This is a genomic window from Streptomyces sp. 1331.2, assembly GCF_900199205.1.
Classification (GTDB): Bacteria; Actinomycetota; Actinomycetes; order Streptomycetales; family Streptomycetaceae; genus Kitasatospora.
In genome coordinates, this window is record NZ_OBMJ01000001.1 from 992383 (window position 1) to 1005569 (window position 13187).

A 13187-nucleotide genomic window follows, 5' to 3' on the forward strand; every position below is an offset into this window, starting at 1 on the left:
GACGCGCCGCGGCCTCCGGCCCTTGCGACCGGAAACCGCGGCGCCTCGCCCAGGGATTCAGTTCTGCCTGCGTGTCACGTTAAGCACGCGTCCGCACACGGCGCGCAGTGGAGTGCGCCAAATGGAAGGGTCACGGGCGGTGAGCACCGACGCCGCATCAGGGTGAGAACCCGTCACCGGGGCGCGACCCGACGCCCCCTCATCACCGGCCGCCGGCCTCCGCGAGCAGCTGCTTCTTCAGCACCTTTCCCAGGGCGTTCCTGGGCAGTTCGGGTACCAGGACGACCCGGCGCGGCCGCTTGTGCACCGAGAGCCGCTCCGCCACAAAGGCCGTCAGCTGGTCCCCCGTCACGGCGCCGTCCGGGATGACGTAGGCGACGATCGCCTGGCCGAGGTCCTCGTCCGGCACGCCGACCACCGCCGCGTCGGCGACCGCCGGGTGGTCCCGCAGCGCGGCCTCCACCTCGCCCGCGCCGATCCGGTAGCCGCCGCTCTTGATCAGGTCCACCGAGGCGCGGCCGACGATCCGGTGGAAGCCGTCCGCCCCGATCACCGCGACGTCCCCGGTGCGGAACCAGCCGTCCGCCGTCCACGCCTCGGCGTCCGCGTCCGGCCGGTTGAGGTACCCGCTGAACAGCGTCGGGCCGGAAACCTGCAGCTCACCGACGGTCTCCCCGTCGTGCGGCACCGGCTCGCCATCCTCGCCGACCAGCCGGGTGCGCACCCCGTCCACCGGCAGCCCGACGCTTCCGGGGCGCCGCTCGCCGTCCGCCCGGGTGCTGACGGTGATCAGCGACTCGGTCATCCCGTACCGCTCGATCGGGGCGTGCCCGGTGAGCGCCGCCAGTTTCTCGAACACCGGCACGGGCAGGGGCGCGCTGCCGGAGACCAGCAGTCGGGCCGAGGCCAGCCGGCCGGCCGCCTCCGGGTCGGCGGCCAGCCGGGACCAGACGGTGGGCACCCCGAAGTAGAGGCTGCCGCCGGCCGCCGCGTACGCCTCCGGGGTGGGCCGTCCGGTGTGCACCAGCCGGCTCCCGGTGCGCAGGGCCCCGAGCACGCCGAGCAGCAGTCCGTGCACGTGGAACAGCGGCAAGCCGTGGACGAGGGTGTCCTCGGCGGTCCACTGCCAGGCCGTGGCCAGCGCGTCCAGGTCGGCGGCGATCGCCTCGCGTCGGATCACCGCCCCCTTGGGGGCGCCGGTGGTGCCCGAGGTGTAGAGCACGAAGCCGGTCGACTCTGCGGCCGGCTCGGCGTACGTGGCAGCGGAGCGCTGCCCGGGATCGACCGGCAGCCCCTCCACCGCGGTACCCTCCGGCAGCGTTTCCCCGACGGCGTGCGCGAGCAGCGCCGCGCCCGAGTCGCCCAGGATGTGCGCGCGCTCCTTGGGCCCCGAGTCGGGCGGCAGCGGCACCACCGGAACGCCCGCCAGCAGGCCGCCCACCACGGCGGTCACCGTCTCCACGGTCGGCCGCGCGAGCACCGCCAGCGCGGGGGCACCGGCCACCCGGTCGGCGACGACGGTCGCCGCACCGAGCAGCTCCTCCCGGGAGAGCATCCGGCCGTCGATCCGCAATGCGTCCGCCGCGTCGCCGAAACCGCCCTGAAGTGCCGTCAGCAGTGCCATGCCACCGTCCTCGCCCTCGTCCCACGCCAATGCGTCACGCCCTGCACGTCACGCGTTCAGGTCATGCGGTCAACTCATGCCCCGCGCATCACACGCCCGGGTCATGAGGCCCGCTCATGACCTGGGTCATGAGGCCGACTCATGACCGCAGCATGAGCCCGACTCATGCCCCGGAGTGCCCCGGAAGGCCACGCGCCCGCGCCGACTCTACGGGCCGCCGCCGGTCCGTCCGTGCTCGGCAGGGAACGGCGGCGGGGAACGACGGAGGGCGTGGCACCGAGCACCCGGCGCCACGCCCTCCGAACCTACCCGTGGGTTCAGGCCTTGCGGGCCTTCACCTCGGCGGTGAGCTGCGGCAGGACCTGGAAGAGGTCGCCGACCACGCCGTAGTCGACCAGCTCGAAGATCGGGGCCTCGGGGTCCTTGTTGACGGCCACGATGGTCTTCGAGGTCTGCATGCCGGCCCGGTGCTGGATGGCACCGGAGATGCCCGCCGCGATGTACAGCTGCGGGGAGACCTGCTTGCCGGTCTGGCCGACCTGGCTGCTGTGCGGGTACCAGCCCGCGTCCACCGCGGCACGCGAGGCACCGACGGCCGCGCCCAGCGCGTCCGCGAGCTCCTCGACCACGCCGAAGCCCTCGGCGGCACCGACACCACGGCCACCGGAGACCACGATCGCGGCCTCGGTCAGCTCCGGACGGCCCGTCGACACCCGCGGCGTGCGCGAGGTCACCGTGGCCGCATTGCCGGTGAACGCCACCGACACGTTCTCCACCGCACCCGCCGCCGCAACGGCCTCCGGAGCCACCGCATTCGGCTTGACGGTGATGACCGGCGCACCCTTGGTGACCTTCGACTTCACCTGGAACGACGCCGCGAACACCGACTGCGTCGCCACCGGACCACCGTCACCGGCCTCCAGGTCCACCGCGTCGGTGATGATGCCCGAACCCAGGCGCAGCGCCACGCGGGCGGCGACCTCCTTGCCCTCGCCGGACGAGGTGACCAGCACGGCCGCCACGTCGTTGGCCTTGGCGATCTGGGCCAGGGCGTCCACCTTGGGGACGACCAGCTGGTCGGCGAACTCGGCACCGTCGGCGACGTACACCTTCACCGCGCCGAACTCGCCGGCCTTGGCGGCGATGTCGGCGGCCGCGCCACCGGCGCCGAGCACCACCGCGGACGGCTCGCCGATACGGCGGGCCAGGGTCAGCAGCTCCAGGGCCGGCTTGCGGACCACACCGTCGGCGTGGTCCACCAGGACGAGAATCTCAGCCATTGCTCAATGTCTCCGTGTTCGCAGGTTCGAGGGGTCGGACTAGATGAACTTCTGGTCGGCGAGGAAGCCGGCGAGCGCCTTGCCGCCCTCGCCCTCGTCCTTGACGACCGTGCCCGCGGTACGCGCCGGACGCGCCGCCACCGACTCCACCGCCGTCCACGAACCCGCCAGACCGACCTCGTCCGCCTCGATCCCCAGATCGTCCAGGTCCAGCGACTCGACCGGCTTCTTCTTCGCCGCCATGATCCCCTTGAACGACGGGTACCGGGCCTCACCCGACTGGTCCGTCACCGACACCACCGCCGGCAGCGCCGCCTCCACCAGCTCCGTCGCCGCGTCACCGTCACGACGGCCCTTCACCACACCGCCCTCGACCGACACCTCCGACAGCAGCGTCACCTGCGGCACACCCAGACGCTCCGCCAGCAGCGCCGGCAGCACACCCATCGTGCCGTCCGTCGACGCCATACCACCGATCACCAGATCGAACCCGGTCTTCTCCAGCGCCTTCGCCAGAACCGCCGACGTCCCGATCACATCCGAACCGTGGATGTCGTCGTCGTTCACGTGCACGGCCTTGTCCGCACCCATCGACAGCGCCTTGCGCAGCGCGTCCTTCGCATCGTCCGGACCGACCGTCAGCACCGTCACCTCGGCACCCTCGTTCGCCTCCGCGATCCGCAGCGCCTGCTCCACGCCGTACTCGTCCAGCTCCGACAGGAGGCCGTCCACGCCATCCCGGTCGGTGGTGTGGTCGTCCGCAAAACGACGGTCACCCGTCGCATCCGGCACGTACTTCACACAGACAACGATCCTCAAGCTCACGGCCTGTCTCCTGTACTGGTCTCGTCCGGCGGCTGCGGCGGTGCAAGCGGGTGCGAACACGACCGCACACCCGCTCCGGGCAGCGAATTCCCGTGCCGGTCCGGAACTTCCTGGCAGCATACTCGCCGGTAGCGCGGCGGTCACTACTGGCCAGTAGCTTATGCCGTTCGGATGCACCCTCCGCCTGCGCCCATCCTGCCCCAGCCGGGGGCGGACTCCACCTGACACGGCAGGTCTCCTCGACCGGATTCCCGCCCGCGACCAGTACGCCGCGACCACCACTCCGCGGACACCGCTCCTGGGCCGCCCCGGCCCGGAACGTCTCAGACCGCCTGGCCGAGCGCCGCGATCACGTCCACCGTGCGCGGCTGCCCCGACGCCCGGCGCACGATCCGGCCGTCCGCGTCCAGCACCAGCACCGTCGGCGTCCGCCGGATCTCCAGCCGCCGGACCAGCTCCAGCCGCGCCTCCGCGTCCACCTCGACGTGCTCGACCCCGTCGACCATCCCGGCCACCTCGGACAGCACCCGCCGGGTGGCCCGGCAGGGCTGGCAGAAAGCCGTCGAGAACTGCACCAGCGTCGCCCGTGAGCCCAGCGGCCCGCCCAGTTCCGCCTCCGACAGCCGTACCGTCCCGTCCTCGGTGCGCACCCTCATCCTTCCGTCGCGACCGGCTCGCAGCAGCCCGAACATGGTCGCCACCGCCAGTGCGACAACGCACGCCACCTGCCCGGTCATCCCTCCAGTCTGCGCCGACGCCCGGCGGCTCCGAAACACGGTCGACCGCCGGGGGCGGGCCACGTACGATCGGCCGGTGGACTTCGAGCGCTCCTCACCGCCGTCGCCGACCTGCCGCCGCGTCACCGACCGGCGCCGGGCCTCCGCCTCCCGCTCCTGGTTCCACTTCCGGTTCCGCTTCCGCTGACGCCCCCGCCGCCGCCGTCCGCCGCTGCCGCCCGTCGCGACCCTCCCGGAGCCCACGTGCAGACCGACCCCCGCGGTCCCCGTTTCGCCGCCGCGCTCACCTCGGCCGTCCTGATCACCGTCCTCCTCACCGGTAGCTGCGCCCTCCTGGCCGCCCAGACCCTCGTCTTCGCACTCGGCGCGTTCGGCGGCTTACGGCTCTCCCCGTACGACTGGCTGTTCCGGACCCTCGTCGCGCCCCGCCTCGCGCCCCCGTCCGAGACCGAGGACGAACGGCCCCTGCGCTTCGGTCAGGGCATCCTCACGGTCTTCGCCACCCTCGGCGCACTCGGCCACGTCACCGGCGTGACCTGGCTCAGCCTGCTGGCCACCGCGGTCGCCCTCGCCGCCGCCTTCCTCAACGCCGCGTTCGGCTGTTGCCTGGGCTGCGAGCTCTACCCGTTCGTCCGGCGCGCCCAGGGCCGCCTCACCGCCGGCGCCTGACTTCCGCCGGCTGGGGGCGGGAAAGTTCCCCTCCTAATTCATCACGGAGATCACACCGTGAAAATCGGCTTGACCGCACGGCTCAGGTGACAGCAGGCACTCGTTCGGGGATCATCTCCGTGAATCACCCGTGACCGCCGCGGCGTGCCGTGCTCCGGTCGGCGCCCCGCGCAACGGCGCGGGTACCCGCCGTACCGGGCTCCGGCCCGTGGAAGTCAGGACTGACCGTGGCAGAGTTCGTGTATCCGCCGGTGATCGGCGCCGCACTCACCGCCTTCCGTGCACTCGATGTACGGATCAAGATCGTGGGTGCCGAACACATCCCCGCCAGGGGGGGAGCGGTACTTGTCAGTAACCACATCAGTTACCTGGACTTTCTCTTCGCCGGCCTCGGCGCCTACCGCGGCGGCAAGCGCAAGACTCGCTTCATGGCCAAGGACGACGTCTTCAAGCACCGGATCTCCGGCCCCCTGATGCGCGGCATGAAGCACATCCCGGTGGACCGCACCGACGGCCAGCCCGCGTACGAGGCCGCCGTCCGCGCCCTCAAGGCCGGCGAGGTCGTCGGGGTGTTCCCCGAGGCGACGATCAGCCGCTCGTTCATGCTGAAGAAGTTCAAGACCGGCGCCGCCCGGATGGCCGCCGACTCCGGCACCCCGCTGCTGCCCGTCGTGCTCTGGGGCACCCAGCAGCTCTGGACCAAGGGCCGCCCGAAGACCCTGACCAAGCGCCACGTTCCGGTGACGATCATGATCGGCGAACCGATTCAGCTCGGACCGGCCGACAAGCCGGTCATGGTCACCCGAAGACTCCGCGCCGCCATGAGCGAGATGCTCGACCGCGCCCAGCGCGAGTACCCCGGCAAGCCCTCCGGCCCGGACGACACCTGGTGGCTGCCCGCCCAGCTCGGCGGCACCGCGCCCACCCTGGAGGTCGCCGAAGCCGAGGACGAGGCGGAGGCCCTGGCCAAGGCCGAGCGTCGCGCCGCCCGGGGCTGATGGCTGACCCTCCCTCTCCCCTCTCACCCTCCCGTCTGCTACTCCGTGCGATCGAGTGAACGCCTTCCGTCGCGTGTCGCCCGGCCGCCGACCTCCCCCGTCTGACACAGTGACAGCTTCTCTCAGGGGCCTTCGTCCTGAATCGACGACGGGGGCGACACGTCGAGCGGTCGGAAAGGTCGGAGACGGAGATGGCAAGGATCACCGGAACACGGCAGTCACCCACGACCAGGGCCCGCACCCGCGCAAGCGCCGGTGCGGGCTTCCTGCTTCTGGGCATCCTGCTCACCGGCTGCGGGGCCGAACCCGGGGAGATCCCGCTCTCCGAGATCCGGCCGGAGACCCCCTCCGCCACCCCCGAGCCGACGCCCGCCGCAACCCCCGGCGTGGTCGGCGCGGTTGCCGGCAATCCCGCCGCGGCCACCGCGCACAACGGACTGATCGTCAGCCGCGCCTACACCGACACCTCCCGCACCACCACCGCCATCGTCACCTTCGCCCCCGACGGCAGCGGCCAGCAGCAGATCACCCAGCCGCCGGCCCGCGCCCGCGACGACCGCCCCGACTGGTCCCCCGACGGCGCCACCGTCGCCTTCGACCGCACCGACCCGCAGACCGGCACCGCCCGGCTCTGGACCGTCGCCACCTCCGGCGAAGGCGCCCACCAGGTCGGCCAGCTCTGCGACAGCGGCACCGCCGACTGCGCCAACGAGGACGAACGCGCCCCCGCCTTCTCCCCGGACGGCAAACAGCTCGCCTTCAGCCGCTCCTGGGGGCCCTTGGACCCGGCCGGCAACACGCAGACCCAGTACTCGGACCTCTACCTGATGAGCCCCGACGGCACCGACGTGCAGCGGCTCACCTTCCTCACCAACGACAAGCCTTACTCCGGCACGGTCAGCAACCCCAGCTGGTCCCCCGACGGCAAGCAGCTCACCTTCGAGTACCGCACCGGCGCCACCGGACAACCCGCCAACAGCCGTGCCATCTACATCGTCGGCGTGGACGGCACCGGCCTGCGCCAGCTGACCCCCTGGGAACTGCGCGCCGGCGACCGCGCCGCCTGGTCCCCCGACGGCACCCGGATCCTCTTCACCACCTACCCCGCCGGCGCCGACAACGCCCCTGGCGGCGGCATCTACACCGTCCACCCCGACGGCACCGCCATCGGCGCCCTCACCCCCGCGCCCTCCGACGTCTTCTACGGCACCGCCGCGTACGCACCTGACGGCAAGTCCATCGTCTTCGCCCAGGCCCCGGCCGGATCCGGCGCCGACCTCTACCGCATGCAGCCCGACGGCACCGGCGTCGCCCGCCTCACCAACACCGCGGACAAGTGGCTCGCCCGCCCCGCCTGGGGAACGGCCGAGCCGTCGACCGCACTGTCGAACGCTGCTTCGTCGGCCGTTCCGTCGACCAGGCCCTCGGCCGATCCGTCGGCCGCAACGGCCCCGACGGACCGGCCCGAGGTCCAGCCGCCCGCACGGGCCCAGGGGCAGCCGCCCACAGAGGAACCCCAATCCGACGACGAATGAGCCGGCGAGAAACGCGGTAGCGAAACGCGGCACGAAAAAGCGGTACGGAAAAAGCGGTACGGAAACGCAAAAAGACCCCCTCCCGGACGGGAGGGGGTCTTTTGGAATGATTGTTCGGCGGCGTCCTACTCTCCCACAGGGTCCCCCCTGCAGTACCATCGGCGCTGTGAGGCTTAGCTTCCGGGTTCGGAATGTAACCGGGCGTTTCCCTCACGCTATGACCACCGAAACACTATGAAACTATCCGACCTGCCGGCAGGGCGGTCGTTGTTTCAGAACAACACAGTGGACGCGAGCAACTGAGGACAAGCCCTCGGCCTATTAGTACCGGTCAACTCCACCCCTCACAGGGCTTCCATATCCGGCCTATCAACCCAGTCGTCTACTGGGAGCCTTACCCTCTCAAGGAGGTGGGAGTGCTCATCTCGAAGCAGGCTTCCCGCTTAGATGCTTTCAGCGGTTATCCCTCCCGAACGTAGCCAACCAGCCATGCCCTTGGCAGGACAACTGGCACACCAGAGGTTCGTCCGTCCCGGTCCTCTCGTACTAGGGACAGCCCTTCTCAACACTCCTACGCGCACAGCGGATAGGGACCGAACTGTCTCACGACGTTCTAAACCCAGCTCGCGTACCGCTTTAATGGGCGAACAGCCCAACCCTTGGGACCTACTCCAGCCCCAGGATGCGACGAGCCGACATCGAGGTGCCAAACCATCCCGTCGATATGGACTCTTGGGGAAGATCAGCCTGTTATCCCCGGGGTACCTTTTATCCGTTGAGCGACGGCGCTTCCACAAGCCACCGCCGGATCACTAGTCCCTACTTTCGTACCTGCTCGACCCGTCAGTCTCACAGTCAAGCTCCCTTGTGCACTTACACTCAACACCTGATTGCCAACCAGGCTGAGGGAACCTTTGGGCGCCTCCGTTACCCTTTAGGAGGCAACCGCCCCAGTTAAACTACCCACCAGACACTGTCCCTGATCCGGATCACGGACCCAGGTTAGACATCCAGCACGACCAGAGTGGTATTTCAACGACGACTCCACAACAACTGGCGTTGCCGCTTCAAAGTCTCCCACCTATCCTACACAAGCCGAACCGAACACCAATATCAAGCTATAGTAAAGGTCCCGGGGTCTTTCCGTCCTGCTGCGCGAAACGAGCATCTTTACTCGTAATGCAATTTCACCGGGCCTATGGTTGAGACAGTCGAGAAGTCGTTACGCCATTCGTGCAGGTCGGAACTTACCCGACAAGGAATTTCGCTACCTTAGGATGGTTATAGTTACCACCGCCGTTTACTGGCGCTTAAGTTCTCAGCTTCGCCTGGACGAATCCAAGCTAACCGGTCCCCTTAACGTTCCAGCACCGGGCAGGCGTCAGTCCGTATACATCGCCTTACGGCTTCGCACGGACCTGTGTTTTTAGTAAACAGTCGCTTCTCGCTGGTCTCTGCGGCCACCCCCAGCTCAAGGCGCAAGGCCCGTCACCAGGAATGGCCCCCCTTCTCCCGAAGTTACGGGGGCATTTTGCCGAGTTCCTTAACCATAGTTCACCCGAACGCCTCGGTATTCTCTACCTGACCACCTGAGTCGGTTTGGGGTACGGGCCGCCATGAAACTCGCTAGAGGCTTTTCTCGACAGCATAGGATCATCCACTTCACCACAATCGGCTCGGCATCAGGTCTCAGACTATATGAACGGCGGATTTGCCTACCGTTCGTCCTACACCCTTACCCCGGGACAACCACCGCCCGGGCTGGACTACCTTCCTGCGTCACCCCATCGCTCACCTACTACCCCGTTGGGTCACCGGCTCCACCACGTCCCATTGTCCGAAGACTCCGGGCCGGCTTCACGGGCTTAGCATCAAGAGGTTCAGCGTTGGCGCTTCAAAGCGGGTACGGGAATATCAACCCGTTGTCCATCGACTACGCCTGTCGGCCTCGCCTTAGGTCCCGACTTACCCTGGGCAGATCAGCTTGACCCAGGAACCCTTGGTCAATCGGCGCAAGAGTTTCCCACTCTTGTATCGCTACTCATGCCTGCATTCTCACTCGTATACCGTCCACGACTGGTTTCCACCGCCGCTTCACCCGGCACACGACGCTCCCCTACCCATCACAGCCTCCGTTGGGAGTATTGCTGCAATGACACGACTTCGGTGATGTGCTTGAGCCCCGCTACATTGTCGGCGCGGAATCACTTGACCAGTGAGCTATTACGCACTCTTTCAAGGGTGGCTGCTTCTAAGCCAACCTCCTGGTTGTCTCTGCGACTCCACATCCTTTCCCACTTAGCACACGCTTAGGGACCTTAGTCGGTGTTCTGGGCTGTTTCCCTCTCGACCATGGAGCTTATCCCCCACAGTCTCACTGCCACGCTCTCACTTACCGGCATTCGGAGTTTGGCTAAGGTCAGTAACCCGGTAAGGCCCATCGCCTATCCAGTGCTCTACCTCCGGCAAGAAACACGTGACGCTGCACCTAAATGCATTTCGGGGAGAACCAGCTATCACGGAGTTTGATTGGCCTTTCACCCCTAACCACAGGTCATCCCCCAGGTTTTCAACCCTGGTGGGTTCGGTCCTCCACACGGTCTTACCCGCGCTTCAACCTGCCCATGGCTAGATCACTCCGCTTCGGGTCTTGGGCATGCAACTCAAACGCCCTATTCGGACTCGCTTTCGCTACGGCTACCCCACACGGGTTAACCTCGCTACACACCGCAAACTCGCAGGCTCATTCTTCAAAAGGCACGCAGTCACGGCCCACCAGCAAGCTGATGAACGACGCTCCCACGGCTTGTAGGCACACGGTTTCAGGTACTATTTCACTCCGCTCCCGCGGTACTTTTCACCATTCCCTCACGGTACTATCCGCTATCGGTCACCAGGGAATATTTAGGCTTAGCGGGTGGTCCCGCCAGATTCACACGGGATTTCTCGGGCCCCGTGCTACTTGGGAGATGAGCAAGCAAGCCGTACAGATTTCGTCTACGGGGGTCTTACCCTCTACGCCGGACCTTTCGCATGTCCTTCGACTACCCATACGGTTTCTGACTCGCCCAGCCGCCGGCAGACGACTGAAGCTCATTCCCACAACCCCGCAATGGCAACCCCTGCCGGGTCTCACACCAAAACGGTTTAGCCTCATCCAGTTTCGCTCGCCACTACTCCCGGAATCACGGTTGTTTTCTCTTCCTGCGGGTACTGAGATGTTTCACTTCCCCGCGTTCCCTCCACACTGCCTATGTGTTCAGCAGCGGGTGACAGCCCATGACGACTGCCGGGTTTCCCCATTCGGAAACCCCCGGATCAAAGCCTGGTTGACGGCTCCCCGGGGACTATCGTGGCCTCCCACGTCCTTCATCGGTTCCTGGTGCCAAGGCATCCACCGTGCGCCCTTAAAAACTTGGCCACAGATGCTCGCGTCCACTGTGCAGTTCTCAAACAACGACCAGTCACACACCCTCAATGATCCGAAGACCACCTCAAGTGAGGCCGGCAACCACTGAGACAACGGTTACCCGTTCCCTCAGGACCCAACAACGTGCCCGACACACCCAGACCATGAATCTCTTCCACGCCGAAGCAGTACTAGGAAACACCGTCTGAACTGTGCCGAATAGTCAACGTTCCACCCATGAGCAACCGTGCAGAACATTCGCCTGCAACCGGCATATTTGCTCCTTAGAAAGGAGGTGATCCAGCCGCACCTTCCGGTACGGCTACCTTGTTACGACTTCGTCCCAATCGCTGGTCCCACCTTCGACGGCTCCTCCCCTTACGGGTTAGGCCACCGGCTTCGGGTGTTACCGACTTTCGTGACGTGACGGGCGGTGTGTACAAGGCCCGGGAACGTATTCACCGCAGCATGCTGATCTGCGATTACTAGCAACTCCAACTTCATGGGGTCGAGTTGCAGACCCCAATCCGAACTGAGGCCGGCTTTTTGGGATTCGCTCCGCCTCACGGCATCGCAGCCCTTTGTACCGACCATTGTAGCACGTGTGCAGCCCAAGACATAAGGGGCATGATGATTTGACGTCGTCCCCACCTTCCTCCGAGTTGACCCCGGCAGTCTCCTGTGAGTCCCCATCACCCCGAAAGGCACGCTGGCAACACAGAACAAGGGTTGCGCTCGTTGCGGGACTTAACCCAACATCTCACGACACGAGCTGACGACAACCATGCACCACCTGTATACCGACCACAAGGGGGCACCTGTCTCCAGGTGTTTCCGGCATATGTCAAGCCTTGGTAAGGTTCTTCGCGTTGCGTCGAATTAAGCCACATGCTCCGCTGCTTGTGCGGGCCCCCGTCAATTCCTTTGAGTTTTAGCCTTGCGGCCGTACTCCCCAGGCGGGGAACTTAATGCGTTAGCTGCGGCACCGACGACGTGGAATGTCGCCAACACCTAGTTCCCAACGTTTACGGCGTGGACTACCAGGGTATCTAATCCTGTTCGCTCCCCACGCTTTCGCTCCTCAGCGTCAGTAATGGCCCAGAGATCCGCCTTCGCCACCGGTGTTCCTCCTGATATCTGCGCATTTCACCGCTACACCAGGAATTCCGATCTCCCCTACCACACTCTAGCCTGCCCGTATCGAATGCAGACCCGGGGTTAAGCCCCGGGCTTTCACATCCGACGCGACAGGCCGCCTACGAGCTCTTTACGCCCAATAATTCCGGACAACGCTCGCACCCTACGTATTACCGCGGCTGCTGGCACGTAGTTAGCCGGTGCTTCTTCTGCAGGTACCGTCACTTGCGCTTCTTCCCTGCTGAAAGAGGTTTACAACCCGAAGGCCGTCATCCCTCACGCGGCGTCGCTGCATCAGGCTTGCGCCCATTGTGCAATATTCCCCACTGCTGCCTCCCGTAGGAGTCTGGGCCGTGTCTCAGTCCCAGTGTGGCCGGTCGCCCTCTCAGGCCGGCTACCCGTCGTCGCCTTGGTAGGCCATTACCCCACCAACAAGCTGATAGGCCGCGGGCTCATCCTGCACCGCCGGAGCTTTCCACCCGAGAGCATGCGCTCCCGGGTCATATCCGGTATTAGACCCCGTTTCCAGGGCTTGTCCCAGAGTGCAGGGCAGATTGCCCACGTGTTACTCACCCGTTCGCCACTGATCCACCCCGAAGGGCTTCACCGTTCGACTTGCATGTGTTAAGCACGCCGCCAGCGTTCGTCCTGAGCCAGGATCAAACTCTCCGTGAATGTCTACCCGTAATCGGGCGGCACTCGCGTTGAGCGGCACGGCAACCACCGGAATAGGGTGATCCCGCGCACTGCGTCCTCGCTAGTGTTATTTCAAAAGGAATCTCCAACCCCGATCAGAATGACCGAGGCCGGGGATGTCAACATATCTGGCGTTGACTTTTGGCACGCTGTTGAGTTCTCAAGGAACGGACGCTTCCTTCGGACCGCCTTCCAGCGGACCCTCCGGGCTTCGTTCATTCGTGCTTTCAGCTTATCAGACGTTTTCCGCCCCGTTTTCCGGAGCTTCATTCATCGG

At 66.2% G+C, this 13187-nt stretch carries 7 protein-coding genes and 3 rRNA genes; 3 read left to right on the top strand and 7 right to left on the bottom strand.

What is annotated here, in order from left to right; all coding sequences use genetic code 11:
• Positions 1-202: 202 nt before the first annotated feature.
• The 4 genes from CRP52_RS04280 to CRP52_RS04295 all read right to left on the bottom strand — a co-directional run bounded on the left by CRP52_RS04280 (position 203) and on the right by CRP52_RS04295 (position 4466).
• Positions 203-1624, bottom strand: a complete 1422-nt coding sequence (locus CRP52_RS04280) for an acyl-CoA synthetase (protein ID WP_097235158.1) — start codon at positions 1622-1624, stop codon at positions 203-205.
• A gap of 317 nt (positions 1625-1941) precedes the next feature.
• A complete protein-coding gene (locus tag CRP52_RS04285; protein ID WP_097235159.1) occupies positions 1942-2904 on the bottom strand; it encodes an electron transfer flavoprotein subunit alpha/FixB family protein in 963 nt (320 codons plus the stop codon).
• 39 nt (positions 2905-2943) lie between these two features.
• Positions 2944-3729 carry an electron transfer flavoprotein subunit beta/FixA family protein gene (locus CRP52_RS04290; protein ID WP_097235160.1) on the bottom strand — a complete coding sequence of 262 codons (786 nt, stop codon included), beginning with the start codon at positions 3727-3729 and terminating at the stop codon, positions 2944-2946.
• Between the two features lie 323 nt (positions 3730-4052).
• A complete protein-coding gene (locus CRP52_RS04295) occupies positions 4053-4466 on the bottom strand; it encodes a thioredoxin family protein (protein ID WP_097235161.1) in 414 nt (137 codons plus the stop codon).
• Between the two features lie 243 nt (positions 4467-4709).
• Between CRP52_RS04295 and CRP52_RS04300 the strand changes: the two genes are divergently transcribed.
• The 3 genes from CRP52_RS04300 to CRP52_RS04310 all read left to right on the top strand — a co-directional run bounded on the left by CRP52_RS04300 (position 4710) and on the right by CRP52_RS04310 (position 7668).
• On the top strand, positions 4710-5135 hold the full coding sequence (locus CRP52_RS04300) for a DUF4395 domain-containing protein (protein WP_097235162.1): 426 nt from the start codon (positions 4710-4712) through the stop codon (positions 5133-5135).
• A 227-nt stretch (positions 5136-5362) separates the two neighbouring features.
• Positions 5363-6133: a lysophospholipid acyltransferase family protein gene (locus tag CRP52_RS04305; RefSeq protein ID WP_097235163.1), complete on the top strand. Its 771-nt coding sequence runs from the start codon at positions 5363-5365 to the stop codon at positions 6131-6133.
• 191 nt (positions 6134-6324) lie between these two features.
• Positions 6325-7668, top strand: a complete 1344-nt coding sequence (locus tag CRP52_RS04310) for a TolB family protein (RefSeq protein WP_097235164.1) — start codon at positions 6325-6327, stop codon at positions 7666-7668.
• A gap of 112 nt (positions 7669-7780) precedes the next feature.
• Here the strand turns inward: CRP52_RS04310 and rrf are convergent.
• From rrf to CRP52_RS04325, 3 genes are all read right to left on the bottom strand, one after another.
• Positions 7781-7897: ribosomal RNA gene (gene rrf / locus CRP52_RS04315) — 5S ribosomal RNA — on the bottom strand.
• A gap of 72 nt (positions 7898-7969) precedes the next feature.
• Positions 7970-11089 (bottom strand): 23S ribosomal RNA (locus tag CRP52_RS04320).
• Between the two features lie 276 nt (positions 11090-11365).
• Positions 11366-12889: ribosomal RNA gene (locus tag CRP52_RS04325) — 16S ribosomal RNA — on the bottom strand.
• Together the 16S, 23S and 5S rRNA genes form the textbook arrangement of a ribosomal RNA operon.
• Positions 12890-13187 lie beyond the last annotated feature (298 nt).